This window comes from Streptomyces sp. NPDC058008, assembly GCF_042886395.1.
In the GTDB taxonomy this organism is placed as follows: domain Bacteria; phylum Actinomycetota; class Actinomycetes; order Streptomycetales; family Streptomycetaceae; genus Streptomyces.
In genome coordinates this window covers 18,696-33,735 of record NZ_JBHVQX010000052.1, presented here as the reverse complement: position 1 = coordinate 33,735, position 15,040 = coordinate 18,696, and the positions used below count along the sequence as shown (strand labels likewise).

Genomic DNA, 15,040 nt, shown 5'->3' with positions numbered 1-15,040 from the left:
ACAATGTCGACTTCTCGTCGGAGTCGCTGCCAGGCGGGCCTACGTCGCGGCGTCGTTGCGTCTCTGTCATCGGGGCACACTAGCTTGATCCACTTACGAATCGCACCCTAGAACTACATCGTTACCAACCTCCGTGAACAGAACATTTAGCCCCGCCGGCGAGGGCTCCTGCCCGCCCCGTCCCGCCCCGGCGTACATCCCACGCACCGGAAGACTCCCGTGTTGCCATAGTCCGTTGAGATGAATACTCTCTCCGGTGTTCTATCCGTACACGCGTGGGCCGACAGGCCGGCCCTCCGGTCCCGGCCGCCCGGTGACAGCACGCCCGACAGCACGCCGAACAGCGCGGCACACAAGGCCCGGCCTGTCCGCCCGCCCAGTCCGAGCAGGGAAGACCATCGAGTTGCCGTTCACCTTGTCGCACCCCGCAGCGGTGCTCCCGCTGATGCGCCGCCCCTTCGTACCGGCAGCTCTGGTCGCGGGCGCCGTGGCACCCGACGTCCCGTACTTCCTGGACGTCCTCGGTGTGTCCGAGACCAGCCCCCAGGACTGGTACGGGCCGTTCCTCAACGCTACGCAGACCCACTCCGCCGCGGCGGGCCTGCTGCTGAATATGCCCTTCGCCCTCGGACTGGTCGCCGTGTACAGGATGCTGAGCGCGCCGATCACCGCCGTGCTCCCACCCCGCCTCAGCCTTCCGGAAGCCGAGCAGACACCCGGCCTGCCCGCGAAGGTCCGGTACGCCGCCTGGCTGCTGCTCTCCGCCCTGATCGGCATCGCCTCCCACCTGGCCTGGGACTCCTTCACCCACGGCGACGGCCTCCTGGTCACCCACGTACCGCAGCTGGGCGCCCCGGTCCCGGGCGGCTTGACGGTCGCTCGGCTCCTGCAGTACGCGAGCACCGCCCTCGGACTGGCTGTCATCGGCCGGCGCCTGTGGCGGCTCCGCGGCCGCTCGCGCACTGGTGGCGGCACCGACACCGTTCCCCGCCTCGGGCCCGTCCTGCGGTGGAGCGTGCTGACCCTGCTGGTCGCGGCCCCCGCACTGGGAGCCTCCGTCCACGCCCACGAGGACTTCCACGCCTACCGCTACCGAACCGAAGTGGATGACAGCCGCCCCACCACCGTCGATCTCGGCGACGGCGTGCGCGAGACCACCTACCCCTCCAGGACCGTCCACGCCCCCTGGGGAACCGTCGCCGAAGGTGTGCTGACCGGAGCCGCCAAGAGAGCCGGCGCCTGCTTCGCCGTCACACTGCTGCTGTACGCCGCCACGTGGCGGACCGTCACGGTCTGCCATCGCCGGTCCCGGGCCACCAGCCCCGCTCCTTCATCGCCACCGACTCAGGGAACGACGTGACGGCCTCAAGGCGGTATATCGACAAGACAGTGTCCGCCCGGAGAAGAGCAGCGGGCCGTCGCAGGGCGATCAGCACCCCGTCGGCCAGGGCAGACGTCACCCAACTCATGGGCGCCGACGCCCGTGCAGCCAGCAGCACTTGGGGGGCCAGCCGCACGTGGGAGCCAGGCCCAGAAAGACCCCCCAACGTCCACAGTGCAAGCCCGCCGGTCGAAGTGTGCCCGAAGACAGACGAGCGGGCCGGACCCCGCGCATTCCTCCGCCCGCCCAGACCCCTGAGAACGCGGAAGCCCGCAGCGCGACCCCATACCCGACCCCATACCCGGCACCGCGCTGCGCCATTGCCGGCGGTCAGACCATGGGAAGCAGGACCGCGGGCAGGTCGCCGGCCTGGACGGCCCCCTGATCGACGGACAGGCCGCAGTAGGCGCCGACGGCTGTGAACACCGCTCCGGGCAGCCCGGGCCCGTACTCCTCGTAGTGCGCTGCCAGGACGGTCTCACCCACCTCCCCGATGGCCGGGAACACGGCGCCGGCGGCACGGAGCGCCACGTCCAGGACCGAGCCCTGGCCGGTGTCCTCCCCGAACTCGGCCTGCCAGACGCGCCCGTCCCCCGGCGCGTGGACGACGCTTCGCGGCGGGCTCCACGCGTTCATCGTCACGCAGACGAACTCCTCACCCGGCGCGGGCCGCATCGACGGCACCGCCCGGTAGCCCGCGGCCCACGTCGCCATGCCCCCGTCCTCCAGCACGTACACCCAGTCGCCGCACGCCCCGTACATCGCGCGATTCACGTGAGGCGAACGGTCACCTCGTCGTCTCACCGGCACGACGAGGTCCTTGCACGGGGTGCGGTCGGCGAGCTCATCCAGGTCGGCCCCCAGCGCGATGAGGAACTCGTCCGCGTCGACGCCACGCGCACACGTGAGGGAGATCCCGCCGAGCATCCCGGGCAGGACAGCGGAAGCGTCTGCGCTGCTGTGTACGCCGATCCAGGCGAGTCCGTCACTCAACATCCAGGTTCCTCCGAGTCCGGGGCATGCGTGGCGGCCAGGATGGCAGGGGCATCGGACATCAAGATGTCTCCGCTGCCCGAGCTGCTCTCGGGCAGTCTCCGCCCCGTCCCGCGGCGTCGCCGGCATCGCCCCCGAACCCACGGCCCGACGCCCGCCCCCGCAACGGACACACACGTACGACCGGCTACGCTTCCCCACCTGGAGAGTGCTTCTTCCCTTGCAGCCGACGGGCCCTTGAAGAGACCCGTTGCCACAGGTCAGCAGCGCTCTTCCCTTGTGTGACCCGGGCCCCGGGCCTGTACAGCCCAACTCGTGAAAGCCCGAAGCTGACGGAGCGCCAGTTTCGTGGCGAAGGAGCAGCAGCATGACTGGTAGGGACACCCCGTTCGGCCGGCCGCTGCGCCGACGGCACGGCCAGGGCGCGGCCGGGCGATCGACGAGCGGGATCGCCACGCCGCCGAAGCCGGCCCTGCGCCGCCTCGGTACGGGCTTGGCGGGCACGGTCCTCGCCACAGCGGTAGCGCTCACCGCCACTTCCTGCTCCCCCGCAGGGAAGGAGGACCGCGCGGGCGAGAAGGCCGCCCCGTCCTCACCGGCCGCCGCCCCGCTCGTCCCGTCGGAAGGCGCACTGCTGGGGCACTACTACGGCGACGGCACCATGGAGGAGACGGACGCCCGTATCGGGACGGCCCCCGGGATTCACCTCACCTACTACGGTTGGGAAGACGACTGGTCCGACTCCGAAGCCACCCGGGACGACTTCAGCGGCGGCCGTATCCCCCTGGTGAACTGGGAACCCTTCGATGTCGACTTCAACGACATCGTCGATGGATCGCTGGACGCGACCATAGAGAAGCAGGCTGACGGAGCGAAAGCACTGGACAAGCCGTTCTTCCTCGATTTCGCGGCGGAGATGAACGAGGAAGAGGGCTGGGGCGGGCACGATCCCGAGCTGTACATCGCCGCCTACCGCCATATCCACGAGGTGTTCGATCGGCGTGGAGCCACGAACGTCGTCTGGGTCTGGGCGCCGAACGTCACCGACAGCCGCGACGCCCCTGACGTCATGTCGTACTACCCCGGAGACGAGTACGTGGACTGGACGGGCGTCGACGGATACAACTGGGGAACTTCCGACCCGGACTTCGCGTGGCAGAGCTTCACCGAACTCTTCAGGGACATCTACGGAAAGCTCGCGGCCAAGGGAAAGCCGGTCATCATCGGTGAGACGGGGTCCGACGAGACAGGCGGAAGCAAACCCGAGTGGATCCGAGGAATCGTCCCGGGCCTGAAAGAGGAATTCCCTCTGATCAAGGCTCTGGTGTGGTTCGACGTCGACAAAGAGCGGCACTGGCAGATCGGATCGTCGCCCGCGACCCTCGCCGCCTACCAGCAGATGGCCGCAGACCCCTATTTCACCCGGTGAACGCCGCTTTCGCCCGGTGAGCACACGGCTTTCGCCCGGGAGCACACCGCTTTCGCCCGGTGAACACACCGGGCGTCACGCGGCCTGCGACACGTCCTTGACGACGCGTGACTTCGACGCCGACCCCGAACGCTGACCTGACGCCGACCCCGAACACCGACGCGGCGGCCATCCCCACCCTCGCCAGCTGCGCATGGGTGAAGAAGAGCCAGCCGCTCTGCCCGATCGGCGACTCCGGCACCGGCACGTCCCACATGCTCATCGCACGTGGCACCGAGGCCGCGATGAAGGGCTACCGCGTCCGCTACACGCCCGCCACGAAGCTGGTGAACGAACTGGTCGAGGCCGCCGACGAGAATCAGCTCAACAAGACCATCGCCCGCTACGGCCGCTACGGCCGCGTCGGTCCTTGATGCGATGAAGAACTCGGCTCCATGCGACTCGACCGCCACGCAGCCGAACTCCTCTTCCCGGTCCTGACCCGACGCGAGGAGAAGAACAGCGCCGGCACTGCCTCGTACGAGTCCTTCGGCGGCTGCCGGGAGCTGCACCGACCCACGCATCCGCGCGGCCATCGTCGACCGCCTCGCCGTCAACGGCACGCTCATCGAGACCAGCACCGCACCGACTCCTACCGCCTTGCCAGCACCCGAGCCCGAGCCGAGGAACCCGCTTGATGGTTCCGAACCCGCTCGTCCATAGTTACGCCCTGCAACCAGGCAGGACGCCACCTACAGGAGGGCACGCGCTCATGCGCACTCTGTACGTCGTCACCCATCCGGAGGCGACACACCACGTCGAGGGAGTCGTCGGCGGATGGCACGACTCGCGGCTGACGTCCGTCGGCGTCCGTGCGGCGGTCTCCATCGCCCAGGCGCTGCGGTCCCGGATACCGGACGGCGCCGAGGTGGAGCTGTTCTCCTCGGATCTGCAGCGCACCCTACGGACGGCGGACGAGGTGGCCGAAGCATTCGGCGTGAAGCCGGTCCTGGATCGCAGGCTGCGGGAGAAGTCCTACGGCGAGGCGGAGGGGAGGCCGCAGGAGTGGCTCGACCGGCGTTTCATCCCGCCGCCGGCTGACGGGGAACGGATGGACCACGACGAGGGCGTGCAGGGTGCGGAGACCAAGGCGTCGTGGGCACGGCGCATCTACGCAGCCATGGACGAGATCCTGCGGAGCCCGTGCGAACACCAGATCATCGTGACCCACGGCGGCTCTCTGACATGCGTCGTGGCGTCCTGGATCAAGATGCCGATCGAGTCCGCCGGCCATGCCAGTTTCCGGGCGCCCTCCGGCAGCATCACCACACTGCGCGAAGACGACTTCTTCCACAACCGCCAAGTCGTCAGCCTCGGTGACACCCGCCATCTCGACTCCGCCCGAACCGGCTGACCCCGACCTGACCTGCTCAGACGGCCCGACGCCCTGCCGGGCGGAGGGCCGTCCCAGGAACCGACGTCATTCCTCGCGAACATTCCCGAACCCGTCGACCTCCATCTGCTGCCCGGAGTGGCGAACGAACGCTGCTGCCAAGAACGTAAGAGCGACGAAGCCAGTCGTTGCACTTCGCCATCCATCACTGGTGACCGAGCGCCTCGACCGACGATGACCGCCACACGAAGCCACGAGGCGCTCGCGCGGAACCGAAACCCCTCGGGTCAGCCCTCAGCCTGGGGGTACTGAGCCGCGTACCAACCGGAGTCGATGGCGGGGTTGCGCAGAGCACCCCAGAAGGGCTCGTCAGGTATCGGCGGCAGCGGCGGACTGCCCAGGTCCGCATGCAGATCCGCGCGCCAGTCGACCGTGAAGTGACTCCGGGTCTCCGCGCTCTCGCACACGGACCTGTAGGGAGACCCCCAGATCCCGAGGGCTGTCTTCTCCACGGCCCACCTGCGAGTGACGTCTCGGCCGGTGTCGGCCTGCGCGAGCACCGCCCGGAGTCGCAGGGCCAGCGGCCCGCTCTGGTCCGGCCGCGGCGGCGCCACACCGCGCTCCCACGCGTCCAGAGCTGCCTTGACCTCCGGGTAGCTGTTCAGGCCCGATTCGACCGCCAGTCTGCGCAGCTGCTTCCGCGCGGCGTCAACCACCTGCTCGTACGGCAGGATCGCGATCAGTGCACCGAGTTCCTCCAGGCCGTCCAGGTGACTCGCGTGGAGGGTATCGGTGGGACTGTGGGACAGGTCCAGCTCCGGCAGCCGCTCATCCGGTGCGGGAAGGGGACCGCCGGAACCGGACTGCGGCCTGGCAGGCAGCGGCCCCTCCCAGAACAGCCGACCGTTGAACGTGACGACACCGGCGTCCCGGCCACACTCAAGCCTGCCGGCCACGTCGGACAGATACCCACCCAGGGAGTCAGCCTCCCCGAAACGGGTGCCGGTCTCGTCGAAGAACCGTCCGACCGCACCGAAGGAGTCCCGCTCGGTACGGCAATCCACCAGGAGACCGTCCGACGTCACGTCATAGGAACCGAACTTCACGTAGTCGCGCAGCCAGTAGCCCTCGGCCTCCCCGTCGGGTCCCTGGTCAAAGCCACGCATGCACCCGGTGTCCCCGAGGATCCCGCTCACTCCGAGCAGCCGGTCGCCCGAACTGAACCGGAAAGCCTCAGGTCCCTCCAGCGCCCCGTCGTGCCGGAGGAGTGAAGCGACCAGGTCCGGAGGAAAGATGACGCCCAGCTCCTCCTGCGCCGCCGCGATCTCCTTGTCCCCGGCGGGCGGCCGAAGCGTGGCGAACGTGCGGGGCGCGTGCTCACGCAACCACGCGTCGATGCGAGTCCATGCGTCCTGGACCAGTTCTGCTGTCATAGACCCGACCCTAGAGTGAGCCACTGACAACAGGCTGATCGTCGCTCACCGGCCTTGCCTGCCATGGTGGCATTCCGGCCGACACCTCGGAGTGGACCCTTGCCGTGGCTCACCCAGCTGTCGGCACGGACACCGCAGCCGCCCACTCGAGCGCAACCCGCCAAGTGAAGAGCCGCCACCATCACCGGACCGGCGGCCGACCCGAGGAAGCCCACCGGCGAGACGCAGCTATCGCACACCTTCCCGGGTACCACCACCAGGCTCGGCTGTGCCGCCAGGTCCCGTCCGGAGCGCGTTCGCTGTCCCGCGCGCCTCACCGAGCAGCTCCTCGAAGGCTCCGGCGTCCTTCCGCGCGAGCTCGTCGTAATAACCCGCCGCCTCCTCGGCGGCGGCCAGGCCCTCAGCCCGACGCCCCGCCCTTCCCAGATCCTGCGCCAGGTTGAGCAGGGAAGCCGCGAGCCCGGCCACATGGGCAGCCGGATTCTCGCGGACGAGGTCCCGGCGAAGACGGACAGCCTCCTCGACGGCGGACAGGCCCTCCTCCTCCCGCCGAGCCTCGCCGAGATCGACGGAGTAGTTGCTGAGCGCCCTGGCCAGAAGAGGCAGATAGGCGTCAGGATTCTCCCGTGCGAGGACGCGGTACAGGCCGACGGTCTCCTGCGAGATCGCAAGACTCTCCTCCCAGCGCCCCAGGGAACTCAGCCTGTTGGCGTAGTTGTTCAGGGATATCGCGAGGTCAGCCTGGTGCGCGGGGTCGTCGTCGCGTACGAGGTGCCGCCGGATGCGGACGGACTCCTCGGCGGCCGTCAGCCCCTCCTCCGGACGTCCCGCCCGCCCCAGGCTGACGGAGAGGTTGCTGAGCGCCATGGCGAGATCCCGGTGGTACCCGTCACCCCGCTCCGGAAGAGCGCGGTAGCGAAGCACCGCCTCCTGAGCCGTCATCGAGGAGTCGGCCCACCGCCCCAGCTCCGCCTGCCGGTTGGCGAGGATGTTCAGCGCGGCTGCGAGCGACCGCCCGTGCACCCCGGGCTCAGCGGCATCGAGCGAACGGTTGAGGTCTACAGCCTCGACGGCGAAAGCCAGCCCCTCCTCCCGCCGGCCCATGGCACCGAGCCTGCCGGCGAGGCTGCTCACAGCCCTGGCAAGGCCCGGCCGAGCTCCGGGGTCGACCCTGGCCGCATCCCGGTACCGATCGGCCAGGACGCGCGAAAGGTCGAGGGCCCACGAGGCCAGGCGACGGCTGGACTCCGGCAGCTGGTCCGCGAAGGCCTGGAGGTCGGCCAGAGCGGTGCCCGGGTCGTCGCTGATCTCCCGGAGCGCCGCGATCAACGGTTCGGGGCGCGTGGTCCGCGTGACAGTGGTCATGAGCGGCCCGGCGAGCCGACCGCGGTGTGTCAGACACAGGTCGACCAAGGGCCGGTCCAACCGCCCCTGGAAGACCCCGTGCGCGGCCGCCCGGCTGTAGACGGCCAGGAGCTGCGTGGTCTGTTCCGCGTCGGCACCCGCCGCCAGGCGATCGGCAACCCCGGGATCGGCTTCGAGCAGGCGGCCGGTGAAGCGTTCACCGAGCCGGTCGGGCTGGATCCTGGACCAGGGAACTCCGACGGCACCGGAAGGGTAGAGCGAACCGATCCACGCCGTGATCGTAGTGCGGCGGTCGCGGCCCTGGTCGGCCAGCTCAGGCAGCCGCCCCCAGATGAGGTCCGCCTGGCCGGGTGAAGCGGCACCCATCAACTGCGCGGCGACGAGGGCTGTTTCGAGCGCTTCGGAACTCAGGGCGGGGGTGAGCCCGAGTACTGCGGCACGCCGATCCCAGTAACGCCGTTCGTGGCCCAGCAACCGGTCCTCCACCTCGTCCGGAGGACGGTCGGGCGGCCCGTCCGCAGCCCCGTCGGACACGGTTCCGGCCGCGTCGAGGAGGTCGGCGAGCGCGGTCATCTGCAAGGTGAGAGCGTTCTCCATCCCGGCCCCGCCCACCGACTCCGGAAGCCGCCCGTGCGTGAGCACCTCCGCCAGAGCCGGCCAATCGGTCGCTGCCACCCCCCTCACCTGCGGCAACGCGTCCGCGAGTGCACCGACCGCGTGCCGATAGGCATTCCTGCGGTCGGACGGCTCCGGCTGGAGAGGCGGAAGCTCGACGACCGGTGTGCCGTGAAGCCATTCCTCGCTGCGCCGGGTGGCCCCCTGCGCCCGGGCCCACCAGGCACCGGCCGTACGCGCCAGGAGGAGCACCTTGAAGGCGGTCGAACCAGGATGAGCCGCCGCGGCGTCGATCACTTCGACCAGCTGCGCGACACGGTTCTCCGCGTAGTCGATTACGACCAGCAGGGGCTTCGCCGCGTCCCGCAGCTCCCGCACCCGCCCCTCCACACCGTCGGAGCGAAGCCAGAGCACCACCCAGCCGCTCGCCGCCATCCGGTCCGACAGCTGGTGCGCCAGCCGGCTCTTTCCCTGCCCGCCCGGTCCATGGAGCAACCAGGCACCGAACCCGCTCCGTTCACCCCACCCCACCAGCCGGCCGAGCAGTTCCTCCCGCCCGTAGAAGGGCACGGTGCGTCGCTCCGCTCGCAGGAGCGCGGCCGGAGTACGCGGCCCGTCGCCCGGACCCGTGCTGTCCTCGTCGGCGAGGTGCTGGAACTCGGCCGCCTCCAGGGCGACGGCCCCACCGCCCCCGTACTCGGCCAGCGCGGCCCGGAAGGCGGGGTCATGATGCAGGACGTAGGAGGGAACCACGTTCAGCGCGGCGTGCGCCGAGTACTCCCGGTCCGCGGCGACCACCCCGATGAGCAGGCGGTCGCAGAAGACCGCCGCGCCCGACAGCCCGCCCCACGGGGAACTCCCCTGCGAGGGCCAGCGCGGGACCTGTCCCGCCAGCTCCATCACGTACTGGTTGCCGACGAACCCGGTGCCGGGGTTCACCCGGCCCGTCAGCTGTGCGGCCTCGATCGGCCTGCCCTCCCGCTGCACGACCTCGGGCACACCCCACGTCTCACACACCGTGTCGGGCCGGTCGGTCGCCGTCCGGCCCCACCGCACCCGGGCGGTCCCGTACGGCGGGCGCCACGGGACGTCGTCGGCGACACGGACCAGCGCCGCGTCGTCCCGGGAACCCGCCGTACCGCACCACACCACCACACCGGGTACCGACACGTCACCGCCCGGGCGGAACAGCTCCACCGGCAGCCCCGCACCTGCCACCACGTGCGCCGACGTCAGCACCAGTCGCGCACCCACGGCGTAGCCGGAACCCGGCCCGCCGCTGCCCGTCACCGCGATCAGTCGTGACCGTTCCACCGGTTGCGCCGGCCGTCCTCAGTCCGGGATGCGGTCGCCGGCGGCCCCAGGGCCGGCGGGCCGGTCGGCGGAGCCGCTGATCAACAGGTCCCCGCCCCGTGCGTCACGGGGTGTCAGCGTGAACGCCACCCGGTGCGTACGACCGCGTGAGACACCTGCCTCGGCCTCGGCTCCCACGGCCCACAGCTTGAAGCCCGCTTTGGCCTTGGCGTCGGCCCGCAGCTCGACCTCGAACTCCATCTCCACCGGTCCGACAGCGAAGACGATGTCCTGGCCCGCACCGCGTGAAGCGGCCTCCAGCAGCTCGTCCCGCACCGCTGCCACCGCGTCCACCAGCGGAATGTCCATCACGCCCACCTCGCTCACCCGTAGCGCCGGTCGCTGGGCCAACCGTAGAGCTGACCGGCCGTCGAGCGCAGCCCAACTCCGAATCTCCGCAGGCCGTTGCTTCCGCTCGCCGGATGCCCGTCAGCACACCTGTGCCGATACGGCGACGAGCGGCAGGGAGGCACACGCGGCCGGCCAGGCCGCCCAGCAGCTCATCCCCGCCCACAGGGGCGGCCGACGCCGGCCCGGTCACCCTGACGGAAGCACCGCCACCGCCACCGACACCGCCATCGCCACGAAGAGGGACGGGCCCGCGGGCGCCGGGACGTGTGCCCTGCCGATGCTCTGCGGCGATCCCGGCAGTCAGGTGCGATGGCGGCCGGGTGAGTCCCCACAACGCGTCCCGCACAACGCGTCCCGCCACATGCACGCGGAGTTTCCCCGCCGCACCCCTTCTGTTGGCCCGGCCTGGCTATCTTTCGCCTCGCCCGGTCCGGTACAGGAGAGGTACATCCATCCATGAGCACCCCGTTCCGCCGCACCTCGACACGGCAGTCCGCAGCCGTCCTGGCATCGGCCCGGCAGCGCCAGGAAGGGACCCGGACCGGGAACACGTCCGTGCGCTCGACGGAACACGCCTTCCTCGAAATGCAGTCCCGCGTCGGGAACCGGGCCGCGACCGCGGCGGTGCAGCGCGCCCGGAACACCACGAGGGACGGGGAGGCGGAGAGCGGTGACGCGTCCGCCGGAGCGACGAACGCGAAGAAGAGCGCGCGGAAGAAGGACTACCGCGACCGGATCGCCGGTCTCCTCGACAGGTTCAAGAAGAACCTCGAGCCCATCGACACCTTCATCAAGGGCTTCCAGACCCCCACCAACGGGGCCTTCACCCAGCAGGCAGCCGCCGCGGCCAACGAGGGTCTCAAGCACTCCGCGGCCGCGTCGGGCGCCTCCGCGGCCTCGGGCAACCTCCTCACGGAGGCCGCCGGGACGGTGGTCAGCGGCATGGACGCGTACAAGAACATCAAGGACGCCAGGAAGCACGAGACCGGGGCCGGGCACCACACGGCGAAGAAGAAGGCGAAGGTGAAGGGAGCGGACACGGTCGTGGGTGCCGCCGGTTCGGGGAGTTACAGCGCGGCCATCGCCAAGGAGGTGACCAAGGTCCAGAAAGCGGCGGACGCGGCGGTGGCCTCCGAGGCGAGTGGAATCGCCAGCGCTTCGATCGGCGCGGTCAAGGGGATGCGGTCCGCTCTGCGCGCCGGGGGAGCCGCGCGTAAGTACAGACAGGTCAAGAAACTGGGGGACCCCCACCTGGTCCACGCGGGCTCCCTGGCCCGGCTGAAGGAGTCACGGGAGCAGGCCGGCTGGGCGGCGGCGGAGGCCTACGTGGCACTGGACGCCTACTGGAAGGACGAAGGCCCGGGACGGCTGGAGCATGTCTCCGAGGCGGTGGACGCCGCCTGGGAGGCGATGGGGGAAGCACGTGACGCGGCCGAGAGCCTCCAGCGCGCCGAGAGGGACGTGGAGATGCTGAACACGGTCCAGGGCTACGCGAAGAAGAAGCAGCTCACCAAGATCGGCAAGGAGGCGGTCGGTGGCGGCGGCGAGTCCGTCAAGGCAGCGGCCGGCGTCGTGACGGCGGTCGCGGCGGGAACGGCCGGGCTGGCGAGCAACCCGGTCGGCTGGGGCCTCGCCGGAGCGGGAGCCGGCCTCGTGCTCGGGGTCACGATGTACAAGGCGCTTCGTGCCGCGACGAAGCGCTACGAAGAGGTTCACCACCCCGAGCGGTGGGCGACGCAGGGCGAGACTCCGGCGGAGGCCGCGTCGCGTGGAGAGTCGCTGAAGCACGCTTTGAAGTTCTGGAAGAAGGTGTCCAAGGGCCAGCGCCAGGCGATGGCGCGCGAGATCTACGCGCTGGCGGCAGGTCCTGACGTTTCAGGAGGTACGACGGCTGAGATGCGGGAGTCCGCCAGGGCCCTGCTCGTCGCCCTCAAGTCCGGCCCGGCCCAGCACAAGCTGGCACCGGAAGCGTGGGCGGAATCCCTCAACGACCCTGCGAGAAAGTCCGGTTGGATCAAGGAGATAGCGGAACAGCTGGCCTCGGGCTGACCCGAACACACCACCAGGACGCCGGTGGTCGGCGGCCACGGTGCCCGCCACCGGCGGACGGGCCCCGCTTTCCGTGCGGACGGAGACGAACCGACGGTGGCGCGCTGGGCGCCGAGCACCCGCCAGGCCGCCGAGCGTTTCACCCCGGCCATCCAGCCCGGTCGCCATCCCCTACGAGGACACGACACTGCCCTGCTACCTCTACCGCCCCGACGACGCCGCCCTCCCACGCCCGACCGTGGTGATGTCCAACGGCTTCGACGGCGCCGCGGAGGAGATGCGCTTCTTCGGCGCGGCGGCCGCCGTCGAACGCGGCTACACCGTCCTGGTCCTCGCGGCCCCGGTCAGCCCGGCACCACCAGCAGCTCATGTTCCGGCCGGACTGGGAGAACGTCGTCATCCCCGTGCTCGACTTCACGGAGACGCGGCCCGAGGCCGATCCGGAACAGATGGCCGTGTTCGGCGCCGGCATGGACGGCTACCTCGCGCAGCGTCTCGCGCCACCGCATTCGACCGCCGGATCGCCGCCGTGGTCGCGTTCGACGGAATCCTCGACCTCGGCGACATCAGCGCTGCCTCCCTCCCGCTGCCCAGCGCCGAGGCCGAGCGCCGGCTGCGGGCCCGGCACGACCCTGAGCTGGACGCCGCGCTGACGGCCGCCATGGCCGCCGACTCCAGCAAGTGGGCGATCGAGCACGGCAGGTTCGCCATGGGAGCCGACACCCCCGCGCGCCGTCTGCGCCGCCTACCTTGATCACCACCTCCGCGACGGAATCGCCGAGCGGACCGCCTGCCCGGTGCTGCTCTGCTCCGGGAAGGACGACGGCTTCTTCAAGGGCCGGCCGGAGACGCTCCACGGCCACCTGCGGTGCGAGAAGACGTTCATGGCGTTCACCGACGCCGAGGGCGCCGAAGCACACTGCCGGTCCGGCGCCCAGAAGCCGGCGTTCGCCCGGGTCTACGACTGGCGGGACCGGGTGATGGCCCGCCGTCCCTCGGTGGTTGGAGCCAGAGGGGTGCCGTGAAGGCCCCAACCCGGACCCCGTCCGCGGCTCACCTCTGCAAACGGCCGGGGGCAGCTTCCACGATCCAAGGCGCTCGGGCAGGCCCACCACAGCGTGTCGGTGCGTACGGGAACGCGACGTGTCGACCACCTGCCTGTGACCACGCCACCGCCCACCCCGCCGCGGAGTCCGAGCGGCAACAACGCCTCGATGCGCGCCTCTCGGGCGTCAGCACCAACGACTCATCGATCTGCGAGGAACGCCTGGTCCTGCGGTGCCAGGGAGCGCAGGACATCGAACTCGTTGCCCTCGGGGTCGGCCATGACCACCCAGCTCCGGCCCGGCCCCTGCCCCACGTCCACCCTGGTGGCGCCGAGGGCGAGCAGCCTGGTCACCTCGTCCTCGGTACTGGCGTCGATCGGGCTGACGTCGAGGTGGAGCCGGTTCTTCACGGTCTTGCCCTCGGGCACCCGGACGAACACCAGGGTGACCGGCATCTGACGGGCCTGGACCTCCCCGACGGTCGGCACCCACGAGCCGATCTCGACGCTGCCCTCGTCCCGGTCGATCACCTCGAAATCCAGAACCCCGCACCAGAAGGCGGCGAGCCGCTCCGGATCGTGGCAGTCGATGGTCAGCTCGGTGAACCTACTCGTCATAACTCTCCCAGATAGTAAGAACGGGGCTCAGAGTAGGCCGCCCGCCCGACAGATCCGAGATCTCCTCGAACAGGAACACCGGACGGGCTTGATCCACAGCAGATCACCTACCCCTGGTGCTGCTCCACCGCCTGTCCCCCAACGTCGGCGATCCGCCGGGACCCGGTCCGGGGAGGCGGCGAGCCAAGTCTCCGACGGCGCGGAGCCGGTGCAGGCCAAGCCTCTCAGGCGGCCCGCTCGGTTCAGCCCTGGACGGTGGTGAGCCATTCGGTCAGCAGGTGGTTGACCTCTTCGGTGCGTTCCCGCTGGATCCAGTGGCCGCAGACGTCCAGGACGTGGGCGGCGGTCGGACAGGGGAAGGCGGTGGGGTGGGCATCGATGGCGTCGGACATCCAAGTGGTTGAGGCGTCCAGCGCACCGCCGATGAACAGGGACGGCCGCTTGACGGGGCGCGGCGGTGCGGGGCGCGATCCTCCCGGGCGCGGTCCACGCTGCGGTAGCGGTTGAGCGCACCGGTCATGCCGGTGCGCTCGAACTCCGCGGCGTAGACGTCGAGGTCGTCCTCGGGCAGCCAGGACGGGAGGGTGCCGGAGGGGAAGCGGTCGCGCAGCCGGACGAAGGAACCTCGGACCACTCCGCTGTGGCAGGAGAGGTTGCCGATCCGGTTCCGTGCCGGATCGTCGTCTCTGCCGGGACTGCTGCTGCGGCACCGCCAAGGTGAGCGGAATCGATCACGCGGCGCAGACGGCGCGTCCGTGTTCCGGGGCCCCGTACGTGTCTCCGCCTGCCTCGACGCGTGCGACCAGGCTAACGTCGTCGTGGTGCAGCCCTCCGCTGCCGGACCGGCAGCCGGTGCCCGGCCGGTACGGCTGGGGCTGGTGAATGATCCCCGAGCGACCGAAGACATAGCGGCCCGGGTACGGGCCGGCGGACCTGGCGCGGCCCCGCGACCGGAGATTATCGATCTGTACGCCTGCCTGCCCCCAAGGCGCCGTACGAGCGTCCGGGAGGCGGCTCTCATGGGTACGGCTTCGTC

The 15,040-nt window shown here is 70.4% G+C and carries 11 protein-coding genes and 3 pseudogenes; 8 read left to right on the top strand and 6 right to left on the bottom strand.

The window, feature by feature from the left end; translation table 11 throughout:
* Nucleotides 1–403: 403 nt before the first annotated feature.
* Complete coding sequence (locus ACFVS9_RS33270; protein WP_389938575.1) at nucleotides 404–1,360, top strand: DUF4184 family protein; 957 nt, start codon at nucleotides 404–406, stop codon at nucleotides 1,358–1,360.
* Between the two features lie 351 nt (nucleotides 1,361–1,711).
* Here the strand turns inward: ACFVS9_RS33270 and ACFVS9_RS33265 are convergent, their stop codons facing one another.
* Nucleotides 1,712–2,377, bottom strand: a complete 666-nt coding sequence (locus ACFVS9_RS33265; RefSeq protein ID WP_389938572.1) for a hypothetical protein — start codon at nucleotides 2,375–2,377, stop codon at nucleotides 1,712–1,714.
* A gap of 364 nt (nucleotides 2,378–2,741) precedes the next feature.
* Between ACFVS9_RS33265 and ACFVS9_RS33260 the strand changes: the two genes are divergently transcribed.
* From ACFVS9_RS33260 to ACFVS9_RS33250, 3 genes and pseudogenes are all read left to right on the top strand, one after another.
* Nucleotides 2,742–3,803 (top strand): glycoside hydrolase family 26 protein, encoded by a 1,062-nt coding sequence (locus ACFVS9_RS33260; RefSeq protein ID WP_389938569.1) that lies wholly within the window; start codon nucleotides 2,742–2,744, stop codon nucleotides 3,801–3,803.
* A 149-nt stretch (nucleotides 3,804–3,952) separates the two neighbouring features.
* Nucleotides 3,953–4,480: pseudogene (locus ACFVS9_RS33255) on the top strand (ATP-binding protein); the annotation flags it as partial.
* 74 nt (nucleotides 4,481–4,554) lie between these two features.
* Complete coding sequence (locus ACFVS9_RS33250; protein WP_389938566.1) at nucleotides 4,555–5,196, top strand: histidine phosphatase family protein; 642 nt, start codon at nucleotides 4,555–4,557, stop codon at nucleotides 5,194–5,196.
* Between the two features lie 266 nt (nucleotides 5,197–5,462).
* Here ACFVS9_RS33250 and ACFVS9_RS33245 read toward each other — a convergent pair whose 3' ends face one another.
* From ACFVS9_RS33245 to ACFVS9_RS33235, 3 genes are all read right to left on the bottom strand, one after another.
* Nucleotides 5,463–6,608, bottom strand: coding sequence for an SMI1/KNR4 family protein (locus ACFVS9_RS33245; RefSeq protein WP_389938563.1), 1,146 nt, complete (start codon nucleotides 6,606–6,608; stop codon nucleotides 5,463–5,465).
* A gap of 228 nt (nucleotides 6,609–6,836) precedes the next feature.
* Complete coding sequence (locus ACFVS9_RS33240; RefSeq protein ID WP_389938559.1) at nucleotides 6,837–9,902, bottom strand: tetratricopeptide repeat protein; 3,066 nt, start codon at nucleotides 9,900–9,902, stop codon at nucleotides 6,837–6,839.
* A gap of 18 nt (nucleotides 9,903–9,920) precedes the next feature.
* On the bottom strand, nucleotides 9,921–10,250 hold the full coding sequence (locus ACFVS9_RS33235) for a trypco2 family protein (RefSeq protein WP_383114788.1): 330 nt from the start codon (nucleotides 10,248–10,250) through the stop codon (nucleotides 9,921–9,923).
* A gap of 498 nt (nucleotides 10,251–10,748) precedes the next feature.
* Between ACFVS9_RS33235 and ACFVS9_RS33230 the strand changes: the two genes are divergently transcribed.
* The 3 genes from ACFVS9_RS33230 (at nucleotide 10,749) to ACFVS9_RS33220 (ending at nucleotide 13,366) form a co-directional block, all read left to right on the top strand.
* Complete coding sequence (locus tag ACFVS9_RS33230; RefSeq protein ID WP_389938557.1) at nucleotides 10,749–12,341, top strand: hypothetical protein; 1,593 nt, start codon at nucleotides 10,749–10,751, stop codon at nucleotides 12,339–12,341.
* 529 nt (nucleotides 12,342–12,870) lie between these two features.
* Entirely contained in the window at nucleotides 12,871–13,095 is a 225-nt protein-coding gene (locus ACFVS9_RS33225; protein ID WP_389938555.1) for a hypothetical protein, read from the top strand.
* 43 nt (nucleotides 13,096–13,138) lie between these two features.
* Nucleotides 13,139–13,366, top strand: a complete 228-nt coding sequence (locus ACFVS9_RS33220) for a hypothetical protein (RefSeq protein WP_389938552.1) — start codon at nucleotides 13,139–13,141, stop codon at nucleotides 13,364–13,366.
* Nucleotides 13,367–13,587: 221 nt separating this feature from the next.
* Here ACFVS9_RS33220 and ACFVS9_RS33215 read toward each other — a convergent pair whose 3' ends face one another.
* Both ACFVS9_RS33215 and ACFVS9_RS33210 read right to left on the bottom strand, forming a co-directional pair.
* On the bottom strand, nucleotides 13,588–14,004 hold the full coding sequence (locus ACFVS9_RS33215; RefSeq protein ID WP_383114791.1) for a VOC family protein: 417 nt from the start codon (nucleotides 14,002–14,004) through the stop codon (nucleotides 13,588–13,590).
* 242 nt (nucleotides 14,005–14,246) lie between these two features.
* Nucleotides 14,247–14,617 (bottom strand): annotated as a pseudogene (locus tag ACFVS9_RS33210) (alpha/beta fold hydrolase); the annotation flags it as partial.
* A gap of 27 nt (nucleotides 14,618–14,644) precedes the next feature.
* Here ACFVS9_RS33210 and ACFVS9_RS33205 point away from each other — a divergent pair.
* A pseudogene (locus ACFVS9_RS33205) lies at nucleotides 14,645–15,002 on the top strand ((2Fe-2S) ferredoxin domain-containing protein); the annotation flags it as partial.
* Between the last annotated feature and the right edge of the window lie 38 nt (nucleotides 15,003–15,040).